The 564-nt window shown below is 63.5% G+C and carries 1 protein-coding gene; it reads right to left on the bottom strand.

The window, feature by feature from the left end:
* The coding region (locus HFK74_RS32925) for an aldo/keto reductase (protein ID WP_180207231.1) at positions 1-301 on the bottom strand (301 nt) is incomplete at its 3' end.
* Between the last annotated feature and the right edge of the window lie 263 nt (positions 302-564).

The raw sequence follows: 564 nt of genomic DNA, 5'->3' as shown, positions 1-564 counted from the left end.
CGTAGCCGGCCTTGGTCGAAATGATCATCTCGTCGCGCAGGCCGGCGAAGTCGGTGCGCAGGATTTCACCGAAAGCCGTCTCGGCCGAGCCGGGCGGCGGGCCGTAGTTGTTGGCCAGATCGAAATGGGTGATGCCGAGGTCGAAAGCCCTTTGGCAGATGGCGCGCTTGGTCTTGTGCGGGGTGTCGTCGCCGAAATTGTGCCACAGGCCGAGCGAAATGGCTGGCAGCTTGAGGCCCGACCTGCCGCAGCGGTTGTAGACCATGTTTTCGTAACGGTTTGGGGCGGGCGCGTAAGACATATCAGGTCCTTCAGAATTAGGCGTGGCGCCGCCGCCGCATCACCCTCCCCCCTTGTGGGGAGGGTCGTGAAGCATGTCGCCACGCGACATGCAAAACGGGGTGGGGGTGCCCGGCAATGGTGCTTCGCCCCTCAATACTTGGTTGTACCATCACCTGTCACTACCCCTGCCGCGCTAGACCTTCGCCATCAGCCCCCTTGCGGCAGCGGGTCCCAGCGGCTCCGGCCGCTCGCAGGTGGTCTGCATTTCCACGAACTTCTTCG

It is taken from the genome of Pseudomonas sp. SbOxS1 (assembly GCF_013416725.1).
In the GTDB taxonomy this organism is placed as follows: domain Bacteria; phylum Pseudomonadota; class Gammaproteobacteria; order Pseudomonadales; family Pseudomonadaceae; genus Aquipseudomonas.
This window is presented reverse-complemented; position numbering and strand designations above follow the sequence as displayed.